Genomic DNA, 17,798 nt, shown 5'->3' with positions numbered 1-17,798 from the left:
TCCCCGTTTACGGGGATGGGGACCAGCGAAGCTGGTGGAGGGGGCTCTCCACTAGCGGAACCGAACTGGAGAGCCCCCTCCACCGCTCTGCGAGCGGTTCCCCTCCCCGCAAGCGGGGAGGATTGAGAAGAGACATGACGGCTAGAGAAAGACTGCTCACGGAAGCGCAGAAGCGAATCCTGGTCACCGACGGCGCGTTCGGGACCGAGATCCAGAACTGGAAGCTCGCCGAGGCCGATTACGCCGGCGACCTCGGCCTGACGCACGATCAGAAGGGCAATAACGACATTCTTGCGCTGACCAAGCCCGAGGTGCCCGAGAGCATCCACCGCGCCTATTTCGAAGCGGGCGCGGACATCGCGGAGACCAACACCTTCTCCGCCAACCGCATCAGCCAGGCCGATTACGGCGCGGAAGCATTGGTCCGCGAGATCAACCTGGAGAGCGCGCGGATGGCGCGGTGCGTCGCCGACGAATTCGAAGCGAAGGACGGCCGGCCGCGCTTCGTGGCGGGCGCGATCGGCCCGACCAACAAGACGCTGTCGCTATCGCCTGACGTCAACGACCCAGGCTACCGCGAGATCGACTTCGATTATCTCAAGGACGTGTACCGCGAGCAGATCGACGCTTTGGTCGAGGGGGGGGTCGATTTCGTGCTGATCGAGACCGTGTTCGACACGCTCAACGCCAAGGCTGGCGTCATGGCGGCGATCGAAGCGGGGCAGGCGCTCGGCCGCGACTTGCCGATCATGCTGTCGATGACGCTGACCGATCTCAGCGGGCGCAACCTGTCGGGGCACACGGTCGAGGCGTTCTGGCACGCGGTGCGCCACGCACGGCCGCTGACGATCGGGCTCAATTGCTCGTTCGGCGCTGAGCAGCTTCGCCCGCACGTCAAGACGCTCAGCGAAATCGCCGACACGCTGATCATGGTCTATCCCAATGCCGGGCTCCCCAACGAGCTCGGCGCGTATGACGAGGCGCCGGCGACGACGGCCGCGCTGGTCGGCGAATGGGCGCAGGCGGGCCAGGTCAACGTGCTCGGCGGATGCTGCGGTTCGACGCCTGCGCACATCGCGGCGATCGCCGAGGCGGTGAAGGGCTTGGCGCCTCGCAAGATGCCCACGCCGGCGGTGCGGACTCGGTTGGCGGGGCTCGAGCCGATGTTCATGGCGGCGTAAATTCCCCTCCCGCTTGCGGGAGGGGCTAGGGGAGGGCCTGTCCTCCTAGCGCTGGACTCAAGACAGGCCCTCCCCCGACCCCTCCCGCAAGCAGGGAGGGGAGAAGAAGGCATGATGACCCAGAACACCTCCTCCACCTTCGTCAATATCGGTGAGCGCACCAACGTCACCGGGTCCGCGGCGTTCAAGAAGCTGATCATGGCGGGCGACTATGCGAAAGCCGTCGAAGTCGCGCGCCAACAGGTCGAGAACGGCGCGCAGGTGATCGACGTCAACATGGACGAAGGACTGCTCGACGCGGTCAAGGCGATGACCACCTTCCTCAAGCTGATCGCCGCCGAGCCCGACATAGCGCGCGTGCCGGTGATGATCGACAGCTCGAAATGGCACGTCATCGAGGAGGGGCTGAAGTGCGTTTCCGGCAAGCCGATCGTCAATTCGATCAGCATGAAGGAGGGCGAGGAACAATTTCTCGAGCACGCGCGCAAATGCATGGCGTACGGCGCCGCGGTCGTCGTGATGGCGTTCGACGAGACGGGTCAGGCGGATACGCAGCAACGTAAAGTCGAAATCTGCGAAAGAGCCTATAAGCTTCTGACCGGTATCTGTTTCCCGCCCGAGGATATCATCTTCGATCCGAACGTGTTCGCGATCGCGACGGGAATCGACGAGCATCGCCGCTACGCCGTCGACTTCATCGATGCGTGCCGCGAGATCAAGTTGCGTTGCCCCCACGTCCATATCTCGGGCGGACTGTCCAACCTGAGCTTCTCGTTCCGGGGCAACGAGCCGGTGCGTCGCGCGATGCACTCGGTGTTCCTCTATTATGCGATCCCCGCCGGGATGGACATGGCGATCGTCAACGCCGGCCAACTCGACATTTACGACCAGATCGACCCCGAATTGCGCCAGGCGTGCGAGGACGTCATCTGGGACAATCGCCCCGACGCGACCGACCGATTGATCGAGCTCGCCGAGCGCTTCCGCGGCACCGACGTGGCCGCCGAAAAGGCCGCCGAGGAATGGCGCGGTTGGGATGTGGCCAAGCGGCTCGAACATGCGCTCGTAAAAGGCCTCGACCAGTACGTCGTCGAGGATACCGAGGAAGCCCGCTTGCTCACCGCGCGCCCGATCGAAGTGATCGAAGGCCCGTTGATGGACGGCATGAACGTCGTCGGCGATCTCTTCGGATCGGGTAAGATGTTTCTACCACAAGTCGTTAAAAGCGCTCGCGTTATGAAGAAGGCGGTGGCGCATCTGCTGCCTTTCATCGAAGCGCAAAAGGAGCCCGGCGCGAAGGGCAAGGGCAAGGTCGTGATGGCGACCGTCAAGGGCGACGTCCACGATATCGGCAAGAACATCGTCGGCGTCGTGCTCCAGTGCAACGGGTTCGAAGTGGTCGATCTCGGCGTGATGGTGCCGTGGTCGAAGATCCTCGAGGCGGCGAACGAGAACGATGCCGACATGATCGGGCTGTCGGGGCTGATCACCCCGAGCCTCGACGAGATGGTCACCGTCGCGGAAGAGATGAAGCGGTCGAAGATGACGATGCCGCTGCTGATCGGCGGGGCGACGACGTCGAAGGTGCACACCGCGCTGCGCATCGCGCCGGCCTATGACGGGCCGGTGGTGCACGTGCTCGACGCCAGCCGAGCGGTGGGGGTCGCAACGACTTTGGTTAGCGACACGATCCGCGACGACTACGTCGCGAAGATCGCGCAGGAATATGAGGACGTTCGCGTCGCCCGCGCCGGCCGGTCGCAAAGCGACCTGATCCCGCTGCAGGTCGCGCGCGACAATGGCTTCAAGGCCGACATGGCGCTCAAGCCACCCGCGCCGAGCCAGCCCGGCCGTCACGTCTTCGCCGACTGGGACCTGGCCGATCTGCGCGAGGTGATCGACTGGACGCCGTTCTTCCGAGCCTGGGAACTGGCCGGGGTGTACCCGGCGATCCTCGAGGACAAGCTGGTCGGCGAGAGCGCGACGTCGCTGTTCGCCGACGCCAATGCGATGCTCGACAAGATCGTCGCCGAGAAATGGCTGACCGCGCGCGGCGTGGTCGGGCTGTGGCCGTGCGCGCGGTACGAGGACGACGTGGTGGTCGCGCCCGAGGGCGACTGGACCGCCGACCAGTTGCGCAGCTTCGACCTGCTCAACCTGCCCGACGACGAAAGCCACGTCCGCCTGCCGTTCCTCCGCCAGCAGATCGCCAAGCGCGAAGGCCGCGCCAATATGTGCCTGGCCGACTTCATCGACCCGGCGGGCGACTGGATCGGCGGGTTCGCGGTCAGCATCCACGGCATCGAGCCGCACCTTGCTCGGTTCAAGGCGGCGATCGACGATTATTCGGACATCCTGCTCAAGGCGCTCGCCGACCGATTGGCCGAGGCGATGGCCGAGCGGTTGCACCAGCACGTCCGCACCAATTTGTGGGGCTATGCCGAGGGCGAACAGCTGACCAACGAAGCGCTGATCAAGGAGCAATATCGTGGCATCCGCCCCGCGCCGGGCTATCCGGCTTGCCCCGATCACAGCTTGAAGCCGACCCTGTTCAAACTGCTCGACGCGCACCACGCGACGGGCATTTCGCTGACCGAAAGCTACGCGATGCTGCCGACCGCGGCGGTCAGCGGCTTCTATTTCGGGCACCCGCAGTCGGAATATTTCGGCGTCGCACGCGTCGGGATGGACCAGGCTCAGGACTATGCGGCGCGGCGCGGCGCGGACATGGAAACGGTCAAGCGCTGGCTGCGGCCGAACCTCGATTAAAGGCTGGCAATGTTGGAGTTCGCCTGACACGTTGCTTGCGCGTCGATGTGGGCGAGCCTCCACCACTCGGTTCGTCGCAATGTGATCGTCACGTGCCGTGACTTTCGTGACCTTCGGGGAACCGACTCGGCCGTCCCGGAATGGGTCGGAAGGCAAGGGCGTTCATCGATGCCAGCGGTGATCGGCGCCTGGTGACGGCAATTAACCGTCTATGCGGCTTTCGGCATCGAGGACGCGCGGCGATGCACCGGATCAAGGAGACCCGCCATGCGCCGTGCCCTCATCGCTCTGCTGCCGCTCGCCCTCGCCCTCGCCCCCGGCGAGCCGCTTGCCGCGCAGTCCGCCTCGGCGCCGTTCACCGTGCAGGAAACCGGCCAGGGCTTCGCCAACCTCGACGACGCGGTCCAATCGATCCGCATGGGCACCGCGACGATCCTGATCGCGCCCGGCGTGTACCGCCAATGCGCGGTCCAGGCGGGGGGCAACATCACCTTCAAGGCAGCGCAGCCCGGTACCGCGATCTTCGACGGCGAAGCGTGCGAGGGCAAGGCGGTGCTGGTGCTGCGCGGGCTGTCGTCGGTCGTCGACGGGCTTGTGTTCCGCAACATCCGCGTGTCCGACGGCAACGGCGCCGGCATCCGCACCGAGATGGGCAACCTCGTCGTGCGGAATTCGATGTTCCTCGACAGCCAGGAGGGCATTCTCGGCGGGCAGCCGACGGGTCAGAAGATCGTGATCGACCGTTCGACCTTCTCCGGGCTCGGCACCTGCGACGACGCGACCGATTGCGCGCATTCGATCTACCTTGCGAACCACGGGTCGGTAACGATCACGCGTTCACGGTTCGAGCGCGGGCGCGGCGGGCATTATGTCAAGCTGCGCGTGCCCAACTTGGTCGTAACCGACAACAGCTTCGACGACAGCGCCGGGCGCAAGACCAATTACATGATCGACCTGTGCGAAGGCGGCACCGGGCTGATCGCGCGCAACACCTTCGCCGACGGCTCGCACAAGGAGAATTGGAGCGGCTTCATCGTCGTCGCGGCCGAGGGCCAGACCTATCCGTCAGCGGGGCTCAAGGTGGTCGACAACGTCGCGACGCTCGCACCGGGGTTCGACAAGAGCCCGGCGTTTGTCGCCAATGTCGGACGCGATCCGCTCGCCGTCGGCGCGAACAAGCTCGCCGCGGGGATCCGGATGTACGAGCAGCGCTAGGGCCGGTTGGAGAACTGGAACCGGTTCCCGTCGGGGTCGCTGCCGTCGCAAAGGCGAAGGTCGCCGAACACCTGGACCTCACCTATCGCGACGCCGCGCGCGATCACGTCGGCGCGCGCCTCGTGGACGTCGTCGGCGTGGAACACGATCTTGTGCGGACCTTCGAAGTCGGGGCCGATCGTGACCTTGGTGCCGGCGGCGTGGATCGCGATGTTGCACCCTTCCGCCGCCATGTCGGCCCAGCCGTCATCCTCCTCGACGATTTCCAGACCGAACGTATCGCTATAGAAGTCGCGCATTGCGGCGAAGTTGTGCGTGAACAGGATCACGCGGCGCATGGCGTACTTCATCGGCACGTGCTCCCTGGGCCGTTGTCGAGATCGAGGCAGCGTCCGTCGACCGCGCCCGGCGCGAGCGGGAAGCCGAGCAATCCGGCGAGGGTCGGCGCGATGTCGACCGTTTCGACCGACAGCGGCTGCTCGAACCCCTTCATGCCGCGTCGCCAGAACAGGATCGGCACGCGGCGGTCGTAATCCCAGATGCTGCCGTGAGTGGCAATCGCGGCGGTCGGGTCGTTCTTGACGGTGATTGCGGTGATGCGGGGTTTCAGGAACACCAGCAAGTCGCCCGACCGCTCCGGAACGAACGACGCGCGGGCGCGCTGGATCAGGCTCCATGTCTCTGGCGGACCGGCAGGAAGCGGTGCGGCGACAAGTTCGTCGTGCGTGAACACCGCCGCGACCTGCGGGCTGGCGCGATAGCGGCGCGCCGCTTCGTCGCGGACTCGCGTGCGGTCGGCGGGCGACAGCGCAGGATCGATCCAGATGTCGCCGTTGACCACGCCATAGAGCAATTGACCCTTGAGCCCGAAATCGCCCGCGATCGCGGTCCCCACCACGCGGGGCAGCAACGCAGTGGCGACTCGCGCCGCGCCCGGCACGCCGCGTTCGCGCTCACGCTCGGGAATGTCGTTGCCGCCATGGTCGGCGGTCAGCGCAACGACGTAATCGACCCCGGTCGCGTCGAGCATCGCGAAGAACTTGCCGAGCGTGCGGTCGAGATTGGCGAGCTGGATGCACATTTCCGACCCTTCGGTGCCGAACGTGTGCCCGACATAATCGGTCGCCGACGCGCCGATCGTCAGGATGTCGGTCGATCGGCCGCGGCCAAGCCGCATGTCGCGGACCATGCTAGTCGCGAGGTCGAAGATCGCGCTGTCGAACACGGGCGAAGCCTTCCATGCGGGTTCCGCCTTGGCCGCACGCTCGAAGCGGCCGGCGCCGACGGTGCGGCCATTGGCCAGGATCGGGCGGTCGATCGTCTTGCACCAGGCGGGTTCGGCGAAAGCGGCGCCGGGCTTGTCGATCGCGCTCCAGGCGACGCTGTTGGCGCGGGCGACCGAGGCGGGGACAGCGCGGCCGGCATAGGAGATGAACCCCTTGCCGTCGCGCCAGAACCAGAGCTCGTCGATCTTGTGCCCGCCCATCAGGACCGCCGCGCGGTCCTTGCCCGCCACCGACACGGTGCGGACGGCGGGGTCGGCGTCCTTCATCCGCTCGCCGAGCGTCGGCACGCGCAGGTGGAGGTCGGAGGCAACGTAATCCTTGTACGTCCCCTGCCGTTCGTCCTCCATGCAATAGACCTCGCCCGGCCGAGCGCCGGCGAAATCGTACCATTCGTTGGCGACGATTCCGGTGCGCGCGGGACGGTCGCCGGTCATGATCGTCGAATGGCCGGGACAGGTCTCGGTGGCCGAATGGCTTTGATATCCGCTCGGGAACACCGCCCCGTCGAGCAGCCGCGCGAACCCGCCGGTGAAGCGGTTGCGATACTGCGCGAACAGGTCGGCGGAGAATTGGTCGATCGAGATCACCACCACCAGCTTCGGCTTGGGCGCGCGGGCCGACGGGGCGGTGTCCTGCGCGGTTCCGGGGCTGGCGAAGAGCAGGGCCAACGGCAGGAAGGACAGGAACCGCATCGGCAAGACTCCAAGGATAAGCGCGAGGCTGAGGCGCCGCTATGGCGCTCGCGGCCACGGGGTGGCAAGGGACAGCGATGCGCGCGCTGAGTTTCATTGTCGTGACGATGATGCTCGCGCTGAGCGCATGGGCGGCGCCGGCGCGCGCGCAAGGCTCGCCCGACGATCCGCCGCCGCATTTGCGCATCGCCATGGTCGCCGAAAGCGATACGCCCAAGGCGGGCGGCACCGTCACGCTCGCGCTCGAGACCAAGCCGCAGCCGGGCTGGCACGGCTATTGGCAGAATCCGGGCGATTCGGGCTTCGCCACCAAGTTCGACTGGACGCTGCCCGGGGGGATGACGGCCGGCGAACCCGTCTACCCGGCGCCGCAGCGGCTGCTCGTGTCCGGGCTGATGAGTTACGTGTTCGAGCGGCCCTATGCGCCACTCGTGACGCTGACGGTGCCGGCGGGACTGGCGGTCGGGACCAAGCTGCCGATCAAGCTGCACCTGACCTACCTCGTCTGCACCGCAAGCTTGTGCGTTCCCGAAAACGCAGACCTCACGACCGAGTTGGCCGTTGGCGACGGCGCGATCGATCCGGCAACGCGCGCGCAGTTCGACGGCTGGCGGCGCGCCTTGCCGCGGTCGCTCGGCGCGACCGCGACATATCAGGTGGCGGGCGGCACGATGCGGATCGCAATTCCCTATCCGGCGACGGCCGCTGGCGCCGGCGCCTATTTCTACCCGCTGGCGAAGGACACGATCGACGACGCCGCGCCCCAAGCGGTCGCACGCGATGGCGACCGCCTGATCGTCACGACCAAGCCCAAGGGAGCGACCGGACCGATCGATGGCGTGCTGACGGTCGATGGTCGCGCGCTGAGCGTTCGCGCGGTGCCCGGGACGGTCGCCGCCATCGTGCCGAGCGGTGGGCTGAGCGCGATCCTGCTGGCGTTCGCGGGTGCGTTGCTTGGTGGGCTGATCCTCAACGTCATGCCGTGCGTGTTCCCGATCCTCGGCCTCAAGGCGCTGAGCCTCGCGCGCGCCGGAGACGAAGCGCGCGCGCGGGGCGAAGCGCTCGCCTACACCGGCGGCGCGGTGGCGGTGTGCCTGGCGCTGGGCGGAGCCATTCTTGCGTTGCGCGCGGCTGGCAGCGCGGTTGGCTGGGCCTTCCAGCTGCAGGATCCGCGTGTCGTTGTGCTGCTGCTGCTACTGACGGTGGGGATCTCTCTCAACTTCGCAGGAGCGTTCGAGCTGCCAACGCCCAAGTTCGCCGCGCGCGGCGGCGGGGCAGGGGCGTTCGCGACCGGCGCGCTCGCCGCGTTCGTCGCGACGCCATGCACCGGCCCGTTCATGGGCGCGGCGTTGGGAGCAGCGTTGGTGCTGCCGTGGATCGCGGCGTTGGCGGTGTTCGCGGGACTAGGGCTGGGGCTCGCGCTGCCATTCCTCCTGCTCGGCTTCGTCCCCGCGGTGCGCCGCAAGCTCCCCAGGCCCGGCGCATGGATGGATACGCTGCGCCGCGTCCTGTCGATCCCGATGTGGATGACTGCGGTCGCGCTCGCCTGGCTGCTCGGGCGGCAAGCCGGGGTCGATGGCATGGCGCTCGCGCTCCTCGCCGCGCTTGGCTTCGGCATCGTGCTGTGGGCGGTCGGGCGCAAGCAGGCAAGCGGGTTGGCTATCGGCGTGCCGGCCATCGCGATGCTCTTGCTGATCGCTGGCGCCGCGGTGTGGCTGGAACGGCCCATGCCAAAAGCGCCGGCAAGCGACCAAGCGTTCAGCGAAGCGAAGCTCGCCAGCTTGCGCGCACAAAACCGCCCCGTGTTCGCCTATTTCACCGCAGACTGGTGCCTGACCTGCAAGGTCAACGAGCGCGTCGCGATCGACAATGCCGGCGTCCAGGCGGCGTTCGCGAAGAACAACGTCGCGGTGCTGGTCGGCGACTGGACCGATGGCGACCCCGTGCTCGGCCGCTTCATCGAGGCGCATAATCGCGCCGGCGTGCCGCTCTATCTCTATTACCCGGCGGGCGGCGGTGAGCCGCGCGTGCTGCCCCAAGTGCTGACGCCGTCGATGCTGAAACAGTTGTAACCAACGTTAGTGCGGCGCAACAACTCATCGCCATATGGAACTGCGCGCGCGTGCGGCGCTTTTGGGGGATCGATGGGGCTGAAGCCGGCGTTCGACGAGATCATGGGGGACGGCGGGTCGCGCCAACCGCGCGCCGAACTCGCCGCGCTCGGTGATTGGCTCGATACCACCGACGCCGCCGAGCTGCGCCGTCGCCAGCAATCTGCCGAAGCGACGTTCCGCCAACTCGGCATCACCTTCGCGGTCTATGGCGACGAGGATGCGAGCGAGCGGATCATTCCGTTCGACATCGTCCCGCGCGTGTTCCTGGCGAGCGAATGGGAGCGGCTCAGCGAGGGCCTCGTCCAGCGCGTCGAGGCGATCAACGCGTTCCTCGAAGACATTTATGGCGAGCGGCGGATCCTGAAGGACAAGGTGCTGCCCGAGGACCTGATCTTCGGCAATCCGCAGTTTCGCCCCGAAATTGCCGGCATCCGGCCACCCCACGGCGTTCGGGCGCATATCTGCGGCATCGATCTGGTGCGCACTGGCCCCGACGATTTCTTCGTGCTCGAGGATAATGCGCGTACGCCGTCGGGCGTCAGCTATATGCTCGAAAATCGCGAGGCGATGCTGAGGCTCTGTCCCGAGTTGTTCCGCCGATTCCGCATCGCCGCGGTCGATTCGTATCCCGACCGGCTGCTCGAAACGATGAAGTCGGTCGCGCCCGAAGGCACGGGAAGCAACCCCGTATGCGTCGTGCTGACCCCGGGCCATTACAACTCGGCCTATTACGAACACAGCTTCCTGGCCGATTCGATGGGGGTCGAATTGGTCGAGGCGGCCGACTTGATCGTCGACGACGACATCGTCTGGATGCGGACGATCGCGGGTCGCGTGAAGGTCGACGTCATCTACCGCCGGATCGACGACGATTATCTCGATCCGCTGGTGTTCCGTCCCGATTCGATGCTCGGCGTGCCGGGGCTGATCGCGGCCTATGCGGCGGGCAACGTCGCGCTGCTCAACGCGCCGGGCAACGGCATCGCCGACGACAAGGCGATCTACAGCTACATGCCCGAAATCGTCCGCTATTATACCGGCGCCGACGCCAAGCTGCCAAACGTCCAGACTTTCCGCTGCCGCGAGCCCGACGCGCTCCGATACGTGCTCGATCATCTCGACCGGTTGGTGGTCAAATTGGTCGATGGGTCGGGCGGATACGGCATGCTGGTCGGACCGACTGCGAGCAAGGACGAGATCGAGCGCTTCCGCGCCGAGCTGATCGCCAGGCCGCATTGCTATATCGCCCAGCCGACTCTGGCGCTGTCGACCGTGCCGACCCTGGCCGAACAGGGGCTGGCGCCGCGCCACGTCGATTTCCGGCCGTTCGTGCTGACCGGATCGAAAGGCATCCAAGTGGTGCCTGGCGGCCTGACGCGCGTGGCGCTGCGCGAAGGGTCGCTGGTGGTCAATTCGAGCCAGGGCGGGGGGACCAAGGACAGCTTCGTGCTGATGGACGACGGGGCGAGCCGGAGCCAAGGGCAATCGCAGGTGCAGGGCTGATGCTGTCGCGCACCGCTTCGTCGCTCTATTGGCTCGGGCGCTATATCGAGCGCGCCGATTTCGCCGCACGACTGGTCGAGGCGACGGTGCGGCTCGATGTCCTCTCGCCGCGCCCAGCAGGGGAGTTGGCGTGGGGCAGCGCGCTCGCGGTGACCGACGCCAGCGAGGCATTCGCTGCACGTGGCGCGCATCTTGGCCAGCAATCTGTCGCGCGATTCCTGACGCTCGACAGCACGCATCCGGGGTCGATCCTGAGCTGCCTCGACAAGGCGCGGACCAACGCGCGTGCCGTCCGCACCGCGCTCAGCCGCGACGCCTGGACCGCGATCAACCGCGCCTGGCTGGTGTTCGACGGGCGTTCGTCGCCCGGCGGCGCCAGCGCTACGATCAACCTCATCGAAGCGGTCAAGGCCGAGACTCGCGGGTTCGAGGGTGCGATCCACCGCATGCTGCGCAACCAGACCACCTGGTTCATCCGGCTCGGCCAGGCGATCGAGCGCGCCGACAACACCGCGCGGCTGCTCGACGTGAAGTACCATATCCTGCTCCCCGAGGGCGAACCGGTCGGCGGCGTGGTCGACCGCGACCAATGGACGACGATCCTTCAGACCGTGTCGGCGGTGACCGCGTATCGCTGGCTCTATTCCGACGGGCTGACCCCGGCCAACGTCATCGATCTGCTGATCGCGCGGCACGAATTGCCGCGCAGCCTGGCGGCCTCGGCGGACGAAGCAGTCGAATTCCTCTCGCACCTCGCCAAGCGCACCGGGCACCACGGCGAGGCCGACCGGTTGGCGCGCGCACGGCACGCACGGATGATGAAGGTGCGGTCGGCCGACGTCATCCTGGGCGGGCTGCACCAATATCTCGACGATTTCCTTGACGAGAATGCGCGGCTTCATCACGCCATTGGCCGGCAGTTCAAGTTCGCCTGATGCGGATCGCGGTCGACCATATCCTGACCGTCGACTTCACCGCTACCTTGGCCCGCGTGACCCTCGCGCTCCGAGTCACCCCCGAGGATTATCACGACCAGACGGTGACGGGATGGCGGATCAGTCCCGATTGCGACGCTCGGCTGCGCCACGGCCGCGACGGCTTCGGCAACGTGCTGACGATGCTCTATGCCGAGGGGCCGCTCGACGGCATCGAGATTCATGTCACGGGCGAAGTGTTTACCGGCCCGTCGAGCGGCGTGCTGAGCGCCGCGCATCCCGAGGCGTTGCCGCCGGCACTGTTCCTCCGGCCCGGCAGCGCCGCAAGCGACGCTGTCGATCTCGCCGCGCTCGCGGCGGAAGCGGGCGATGGAGAAATGGGGGCAATCGACCGGCTGCATCTGCTCAACGGCGCGCTGCACCGGCGTGCGGAGGGTGCGACGAGCGCGGTGCTGGCGGAGACATTCGTCGCGGCGGCGCGGCGGCTGGCGTTTCCGGCGCGATGCGTGTCGGGCTATCTGGCGGACGGGACGGCGTCGCGCCCGCACCATTGGGCGGAGGCATATGTCGCCGAGTTCGGCTGGATCGGGTTCGACCCGAGCACCGCGCTATCGGCGGGTGAGGACCATGCGCGGGTCGCGAGCGGCCTCGATCTAGCGGGCGTCGCGGCCGTCAGCGGCGCGTTTTGAGATCAGGCTAGCTCGCCCGACAGCGCAAGCGCATGCTCGACCGGGTGGACCGGCGGCGAATAGCTCGCGCTTTCGTCGGTCAGCAACGTCCAGCCGTTCGGCCCGAGCACCTCGAGCGGGCGATAGCGAGTCTTGTACGCCATCCGCGCCGACCCCTTCACCCAATAGCCGAGATAGACATAGGCGAGGCCAGCGGCCCGCGCGCGCAGGATGTGGTCCATGATGATGAAGTTGCCGAGCCCAGGCCGCGCCTCCTCATCGGCGATGAAGAAGCTGTAGATCATGCTGAGCCCATCGGCTTGCTGATCGGTCAGGCACGCGCCGACCAGCCGTCCGGGCCGCCCGTTGGTGCTGGGTTCGCGATATTCGACCACCACCGAATTGACCGGCGACTGCTCGACCATGTCGGCATAGTCGCCATCGTCCATCATCGTCATCCCACCCGAAGGGTGGCGCGCCGAGAGGTAGCGGCGGAGCAGGGCGAACTGCTCCTCGGTTGCCCAGGGGTTGCACGCGGTGACTTCGAGATCGGCATTGCGCTTGAGCAATTTGCGCTGGCTGGCATTGGGCTTGAAATCGGCCGCGACGACTCGCACCGACACGCAGGCCGAGCATCCCGCGCAGCTCGGCCGGTACGCGACCGACTGGCTGCGGCGAAAGCCGATCCGGCCGAGCGCGTCGTTCAATTCGCCGGCGTGCGGACCGTTCAATTCGGTGAACACCTTCCGCTCCTGGCGGCCCGGCAGATAGGGGCACGGCGACGGCGACGTCACGAAGAAACGCGGAAAACGAAATTGCGCAGTCACCGCGGATCGAACCCTTTCAATGCCGGCGCGGCCGGCGATCGAGCACACCATGAATCAAGCCGCGCATGATGAAAAGCGGCTTTACCATCAAAGAAGGTTAACGCGGTGGAGGAGCGACGGCAATGCGCGTCGAGACTGATGATACAGCCGCCGGACTCGCGCGCGCAAGGCGGTCCGCCGCACGCCCGATTCGCTTTGTCGCAAGCCGCGGTTCAGCCAGCCCGCGTTAGACCGGCCGGCGAAGGAGATGCCCCGATGCGCTTGATTACCCTGTCTGCTCTGGTCGCTGTTGCTGCGCCTGCCGCGGCGCAGACGATGCCGCCGTCGCTGCCTTTCGCGCCGCGCGGGGTCGATTATGTCGAGACGGTCTGCACCGGCGGGTTCGATGGCCGGTATGAGCAAGTGCGCGTGCTGGCGAGCGGCCGGATCGCGAAGGTCACGCGGCGCGCGCCCGAGGTGAAGACCGCACGCGCGAGCCGCGGCGAAGTGGCGCGGATCATGCGCGAGCTCGACATCGCGCGCTTTGATCGGCGGACCAGCTCGCGATTGCCGCGGCGGATCGCCGACGGGGTCGAGTGCGCGCTGACTCGGCGGCAATTGGGGCGGACGCATAGCGTCACGCTGCAGCCCGAAGCCGCGTCGCTCCCCGCCTGGCGCGACCTGTTCCAGGTGGTCGAGGAGGTCAACGCGCTCGGCCGCCGCGCGACTGGCGCGATCCTGCGGCCGGCCGGCGTGCGCTAGGCTAGCTCGATCGCGCTCACTTCGTAGTCCGCGTCCTTGAGCGCGGCGATCAGGCGGTCGAGATGTGAGCGGTCGCGCGCTTCGCATTCGATCTCGGTGATCAGCCCCTTGGCCGGAAGCGAGGTGAAGATGCGCTGATGGTAGACTTCGATGATGTTGATGCGCTGTTCGTTGAAAATGCGGAACAGCGCATAGAGCGCGCCCGGCTGGTCCTTGAGCCGTACCTTGAGCCGCGCCAGCCGCCCCGATCGCGCAAGATCGCGGAGCAGCACGTTGGCGAGCAGCCGCGTGTCGATGTTGCCGCCGCACAGCACGATCCCGACCGTGCGCCCGGCAAACCGCTCGGGATGATCGAGCAATGCCGCGAGTCCCGCCGCGCCGGCGCCTTCGACCACGGATTTCTCGATCTGGAGCAACAGACTGACGGCGTGCTCAAGGCTGCGCTCGCTGACCAGCAGGATCTCGTCGACCAACTGGCGCACCATGTTGCTGGTGATCGCCCCGGGTTCCTTGACCGCAATGCCCTCGGCCAGCGTATCCCCGGCGCACGGATATTGCGTACCGTTGATGCGGTTGTACATCGACGGGAACAGCTCGGCCTCGACCCCGATCACCTCGATCGGGTGGTCGGCCGCCTTGGCGACGACTGCCATCCCGCTGATCAGCCCGCCGCCGCCGATCGGTGTGATGAATGTGTCGATTTCGGGGACGTCCTCGAGCATCTCGATCGCCGTGGTGCCCGCGCCGGCGACGATACGCGGATCGTCGAACGGGTGGACGAAGGTGTAGCCGCGCTCGGCTTCCAATTCGCGCGCGTGCGCATAGGCGGCGTCAAATGTGTCTCCCTCCAGGATCACCGTGGCGCCATGCCCTTCGGTCTGGACGACCTTCACCGTCGGGGTGTTCGTCGGCATCACGATCGTCGCCGGAATACCCAACCGGTGGGCGTGATAGGCGAGCCCCTGCGCGTGGTTGCCCGCCGACGCTGCGATCACGCCCTTGGCGCGCGCCGCTTCGTCGAGCTGGAGCAAGGTGTTGAGCGCTCCGCGCTCCTTGTACGCGGCGGTGAACTGCAGATTTTCGAACTTGAGATAGACGGTGGCGCCGGTCAGGTCGCTCAGGGTCTTGCTGATGAGCGTCGGCGTGCGCACGATATTGGCGCGAACGCGATCGTGCGCGGTGCGGATGTCGTCGATCGTCACTGGGATCGGGAGGAGGGGGGCAGGCATGGCGGCGGGTTAGACCATCTGGCGTGGCGAAGGAACAATGCTTATGCGCCGCGGATGGCAAGGCTAGCATTTATCGGATTGGGCGTGATGGGCGCCCCGATCGCGCGGCATCTGGCGGAGGCGGGAAACGACGTCACGGTCTACAACCGCACTGCAGAGAAGGCGGCAGCGTGGATCGCGCAGCACCGCGGCGTGGTTGCCGCCACTCCGGCCGAAGCAGCGCGCGATCAGGACGCGGTGCTGACCTGCGTCGGCAATGACGACGATCTTCACGTGGTGACGTTGGGTGAGGACGGCGCATTTGGCACGATGAGGCCCGGTGCCGTATTCATCGATCATACCACAGTTTCCGCCGACATTGCGCGGCGCTTGGCGGGTGAGGCCGAATCCCGCGGATTCATGGCAGTGGATGCGCCGGTATCGGGCGGGCAGGCGGGCGCCGAGAACGGTAAGCTCTCGATCATGTGCGGTGGCTCCGCCGAAGCGATGGCCGCCGCCGAGCCGCTGATGCAGGCCTATGCCGCGCGGATCGTCCATGTCGGCGGACCAGGCGCGGGGCAGACGACCAAGATGGTCAACCAGATCTGCATCGCCGGGGTTCTGCAGGGGCTGAGCGAAGCGCTGCGTTTCGCTCAGGCGAGCGAACTCGATCTCGACAAGGTGTTCGAAGCCGTATCGGGCGGCGCCGCGCAAAGCTGGCAGATGGTCAACCGTTGGGGAACGATGGCGAAGGCCGAATTCGACTTTGGCTTCGCGATCGACTGGATGCGCAAGGATCTCGGGCTCGCGCTCGACGAAGCGGGGCGCATCGGCGCGCTGCTGCCGATGACCGCCCTGGTCGATCAATTCTACGCCGAAGTGCAGAAGATGGGAGGCGCGCGGCAGGACACCAGCGCGCTCGTCAGGAGATTGCCCAAGTGATTGGTTCGATTCGCAAACTTGTCGCGGCGGCGGTCGCTTGCTCGCTCGTCGCGACGCCGGCTCTGGCCGACGGGCTGGTCGACAACGTCAACGGCATCAGCATGGATGCCAACGGCAATGTCATTCATTTTACCGGCATTTTGATCGGCAAGGACGGCAAGGTCACGCGGCTGCTGCAATCGGGGGAGAAGCGGCCGGCGCGTCCGGACTGGCTGTCGGACCAGAAGGGCCGGACGTTGCTGCCCGGGTTCATCGATGCGCACGGGCATGTGCTCGAGCTTGGTTTTCGCGCGCTCGAGCTCGATCTGTCGGACACCAAGTCGCTCGACGAAGCGAAGGCTAGGATCGCCGCCTACGCTCAGGCCAATCCCGACAAGAAATGGATCATCGGCGGCGGCTGGAACCAGGAAAAATGGGGACTCGGGCGCTTCCCGACTGCCGCCGACCTCGATGCAGCGGTGGGCGACCGCCCGGTGTGGCTCGAACGCGCCGATGGCCACGCGGCTTGGGCGAACAGCGCGGCGATCAAAGCGGCGGGTGTCACGGCCAAAACCGCCACGCCTCCCGGGGGACGAATCGAGAAGATCGGGGCCGAACCGGCCGGCGTGTTCGTCGACTCGGCACAAACCCTGATCGAGAAGGCAGTGCCGCAGCCGCTGCCCAAGGACCGCGATCTCGCGCTGGCCAAGGCGCAGGAGATCTTGCTCGCATTCGGTATCACCGCGACGTCGGACATGGGAACCTCAATCGACGATTGGCTGGCGATGCGTCGTCTGGGCGACCGCGGCGCTCTCGCGGTGCGGATCATGAGCTATGGGCTGGGCGTCGACACCGCAATCCGCGTCGGCGGTAGCAGCCCGACGCCGTGGCTGTACGGCGGCAAGTTGCGGATGGCAGGGGTCAAGCTGTTCGCCGACGGCGCGCTCGGCTCGCGCGGGGCGTGGTTGCTCAAGCCTTATAGCGACGCCCCCAGTCAGTCCGGCGCCGGTTTCATGACCGACGATGTGCTGCAGAATCTGATGGTGCGCGCGAGCATGGATGGCTGGCAAGTCGCGGTCCACGCGATCGGCGACAAGGCGAACCGCCAGGTGCTCGACGCGATCGACGCCATCAAGGACACGTACAAGGGCGATCGCCGCTGGCGGATCGAGCATGCCCAGATCGTCGATCCGGCCGATCTGCCGCGTTTCGCGACCCTGCACGTCATCGCCTCGATGCAACCCACCCACGCCACCTCCGATATGAAAATGGCGGAGGCGCGATTGGGTGCGGATCGGCTGAACGGTGCTTATGCCTGGGCGACGATGCTGCGGAACGGCGTGCCGCTGGCGTTCGGCAGCGATTATCCGGTCGAAAGCCCCGACCCCTGGGCGGGCTGGGCGGCGGCGTTCACGCGCCAGGACGCCAGTGGCGAGCCGTTCGGCGGCTGGCGCCCGCAAGAGCGCGTGACTCGCGAGCAGGCATGGTGGGCGTTTACCGAAGGCGGCGCCTATGCCGGGTTCGCCGAGGACAAGTTCGGCCGGTTGGCGGTCGGCCAGGCCGCCGACTTCATCATCGTCGACCGCGACCCACTATTGTCGAGCCCCACCGACCTGCGCGCGACCAAGGTCGAGGAGACCTGGGTCGGCGGGTACAAGGTCTATACACGAAAGGCAGGGTAACCACCGGACCGATCCTTTCGTGCAATGATCGCGCGACGTCGCCGTTTTTCTGTTTA

The 17,798-nt window shown here is 66.6% G+C and carries 14 protein-coding genes; 10 read left to right on the top strand and 4 right to left on the bottom strand.

What is annotated here, in order from left to right:
* Positions 1–134: 134 nt before the first annotated feature.
* From VH326_RS01585 to VH326_RS01575, 3 genes are all read left to right on the top strand, one after another.
* Complete coding sequence (locus tag VH326_RS01585; RefSeq protein ID WP_329630036.1) at positions 135–1,181, top strand: homocysteine S-methyltransferase family protein; 1,047 nt, start codon at positions 135–137, stop codon at positions 1,179–1,181.
* Between the two features lie 111 nt (positions 1,182–1,292).
* Positions 1,293–3,950, top strand: a complete 2,658-nt coding sequence (metH, locus tag VH326_RS01580) for a methionine synthase (RefSeq protein ID WP_414714236.1) — start codon at positions 1,293–1,295, stop codon at positions 3,948–3,950.
* A gap of 267 nt (positions 3,951–4,217) precedes the next feature.
* A complete protein-coding gene (locus VH326_RS01575; RefSeq protein ID WP_329630034.1) occupies positions 4,218–5,165 on the top strand; it encodes a right-handed parallel beta-helix repeat-containing protein in 948 nt (315 codons plus the stop codon).
* Here VH326_RS01575 and VH326_RS01570 read toward each other — a convergent pair.
* Both VH326_RS01570 and VH326_RS01565 read right to left on the bottom strand, forming a co-directional pair.
* Complete coding sequence (locus VH326_RS01570; protein WP_329630033.1) at positions 5,162–5,515, bottom strand: VOC family protein; 354 nt, start codon at positions 5,513–5,515, stop codon at positions 5,162–5,164. The genes VH326_RS01575 and VH326_RS01570 overlap by 4 nt on opposite strands.
* A complete protein-coding gene (locus tag VH326_RS01565; RefSeq protein ID WP_329630032.1) occupies positions 5,512–7,143 on the bottom strand; it encodes an alkaline phosphatase family protein in 1,632 nt (543 codons plus the stop codon). The genes VH326_RS01570 and VH326_RS01565 overlap by 4 nt, the downstream gene beginning before the upstream one ends.
* 77 nt (positions 7,144–7,220) lie before the next feature.
* Here VH326_RS01565 and VH326_RS01560 point away from each other — a divergent pair, with 77 nt between their 5' ends.
* The 4 genes from VH326_RS01560 to VH326_RS01545 all read left to right on the top strand — a co-directional run bounded on the left by VH326_RS01560 (position 7,221) and on the right by VH326_RS01545 (position 12,384).
* Entirely contained in the window at positions 7,221–9,215 is a 1,995-nt protein-coding gene (locus tag VH326_RS01560) for a protein-disulfide reductase DsbD family protein (protein WP_329630031.1), read from the top strand.
* A 72-nt stretch (positions 9,216–9,287) separates the two neighbouring features.
* Entirely contained in the window at positions 9,288–10,760 is a 1,473-nt protein-coding gene (locus tag VH326_RS01555; RefSeq protein WP_329630030.1) for a circularly permuted type 2 ATP-grasp protein, read from the top strand.
* Entirely contained in the window at positions 10,760–11,695 is a 936-nt protein-coding gene (locus VH326_RS01550; RefSeq protein WP_329630029.1) for an alpha-E domain-containing protein, read from the top strand. Before VH326_RS01555 ends, VH326_RS01550 begins: the two co-directional genes overlap by 1 nt.
* Positions 11,695–12,384 carry a transglutaminase domain-containing protein gene (locus tag VH326_RS01545; RefSeq protein WP_329630028.1) on the top strand — a complete coding sequence of 230 codons (690 nt, stop codon included), beginning with the start codon at positions 11,695–11,697 and terminating at the stop codon, positions 12,382–12,384. Before VH326_RS01550 ends, VH326_RS01545 begins: the two co-directional genes overlap by 1 nt.
* Before the next feature lie 2 nt (positions 12,385–12,386).
* On the opposite strand, the gene VH326_RS01540 is transcribed toward VH326_RS01545, so the two are convergent.
* Positions 12,387–13,190, bottom strand: coding sequence for an arginyltransferase (locus VH326_RS01540; RefSeq protein WP_329630027.1), 804 nt, complete (start codon positions 13,188–13,190; stop codon positions 12,387–12,389).
* Between the two features lie 255 nt (positions 13,191–13,445).
* On the opposite strand from VH326_RS01540, the gene VH326_RS01535 reads away from it, so the two are divergent.
* Positions 13,446–13,931, top strand: coding sequence for a hypothetical protein (locus VH326_RS01535; RefSeq protein WP_329630026.1), 486 nt, complete (start codon positions 13,446–13,448; stop codon positions 13,929–13,931).
* On the opposite strand, the gene VH326_RS01530 is transcribed toward VH326_RS01535, so the two are convergent.
* A complete protein-coding gene (locus VH326_RS01530) occupies positions 13,928–15,160 on the bottom strand; it encodes a threonine ammonia-lyase (RefSeq protein ID WP_329630025.1) in 1,233 nt (410 codons plus the stop codon). The genes VH326_RS01535 and VH326_RS01530 overlap by 4 nt on opposite strands.
* 54 nt (positions 15,161–15,214) lie before the next feature.
* Between VH326_RS01530 and VH326_RS01525 the strand changes: the two genes are divergently transcribed.
* On the top strand, positions 15,215–16,081 hold the full coding sequence (locus tag VH326_RS01525; protein WP_329630024.1) for an NAD(P)-dependent oxidoreductase: 867 nt from the start codon (positions 15,215–15,217) through the stop codon (positions 16,079–16,081).
* Positions 16,078–17,742 carry an amidohydrolase gene (locus VH326_RS01520; protein ID WP_329630023.1) on the top strand — a complete coding sequence of 555 codons (1,665 nt, stop codon included), beginning with the start codon at positions 16,078–16,080 and terminating at the stop codon, positions 17,740–17,742. Before VH326_RS01525 ends, VH326_RS01520 begins: the two co-directional genes overlap by 4 nt.
* Positions 17,743–17,798: the final 56 nt, after the last annotated feature.

This window comes from Sphingomonas sp. (assembly GCF_036269755.1).
Lineage (GTDB): Bacteria > Pseudomonadota > Alphaproteobacteria > Sphingomonadales > Sphingomonadaceae > Sphingomonas.
This window is presented reverse-complemented; position numbering and strand designations above follow the sequence as displayed.

Bases quoted from the DNA above. Each gene is read 5' to 3' on its own strand.
- VH326_RS01555 (WP_329630030.1), top strand. From the start codon at position 9,288: ATGGGGCTGAAGCCGGCGTTCGACGAGATCATGGGGGACGGCGGGTCG.
- VH326_RS01550 (WP_329630029.1), top strand. From the start codon at position 10,760: ATGCTGTCGCGCACCGCTTCGTCGCTCTATTGGCTCGGGCGCTATATC.
- VH326_RS01530 (WP_329630025.1), bottom strand. From the start codon at position 15,160: ATGCCTGCCCCCCTCCTCCCGATCCCAGTGACGATCGACGACATCCGC.
- VH326_RS01570 (WP_329630033.1), bottom strand. From the start codon at position 5,515: ATGAAGTACGCCATGCGCCGCGTGATCCTGTTCACGCACAACTTCGCC.
- VH326_RS01565 (WP_329630032.1), bottom strand. From the start codon at position 7,143: ATGCGGTTCCTGTCCTTCCTGCCGTTGGCCCTGCTCTTCGCCAGCCCC.
- VH326_RS01525 (WP_329630024.1), top strand. From the start codon at position 15,215: ATGGCAAGGCTAGCATTTATCGGATTGGGCGTGATGGGCGCCCCGATC.
- VH326_RS01545 (WP_329630028.1), top strand. From the start codon at position 11,695: ATGCGGATCGCGGTCGACCATATCCTGACCGTCGACTTCACCGCTACC.
- VH326_RS01560 (WP_329630031.1), top strand. From the start codon at position 7,221: ATGCGCGCGCTGAGTTTCATTGTCGTGACGATGATGCTCGCGCTGAGC.
- VH326_RS01575 (WP_329630034.1), top strand. From the start codon at position 4,218: ATGCGCCGTGCCCTCATCGCTCTGCTGCCGCTCGCCCTCGCCCTCGCC.
- VH326_RS01535 (WP_329630026.1), top strand. From the start codon at position 13,446: ATGCGCTTGATTACCCTGTCTGCTCTGGTCGCTGTTGCTGCGCCTGCC.
- VH326_RS01585 (WP_329630036.1), top strand. From the start codon at position 135: ATGACGGCTAGAGAAAGACTGCTCACGGAAGCGCAGAAGCGAATCCTG.
- metH (WP_414714236.1), top strand. From the start codon at position 1,293: ATGATGACCCAGAACACCTCCTCCACCTTCGTCAATATCGGTGAGCGC.